General features: G+C 31.3%; 1 rRNA gene. It reads right to left on the reverse strand.

What is annotated here, in order from left to right:
- Positions 1 to 102: 102 nt before the first annotated feature.
- Positions 103 to 201 (reverse strand): 23S ribosomal RNA (locus BFS35_RS13735); the annotation flags it as partial.

A 201-nucleotide genomic window follows, 5' to 3' on the forward strand; every position in this document is an offset into this window, starting at 1 on the left:
CACCAGACAAATGAAAGATAATAATATTATACTTTCAAAACTAGATAAGTAAGAAGAAAATTTAGATATTACCCGGCAATCCCGAATAAAAAATCTATAAATTTGATTAAGTCTTCGATCGATTAGTATTCGTCAGCTCCATACATTACTGTACTTCCACCTCGAACCTATTAACCTCATCATCTTTGAGGGATCTTATAA

Source organism: Macrococcoides goetzii (assembly GCF_002742385.2).
Classification (GTDB): Bacteria; Bacillota; Bacilli; order Staphylococcales; family Staphylococcaceae; genus Macrococcoides; species Macrococcoides goetzii.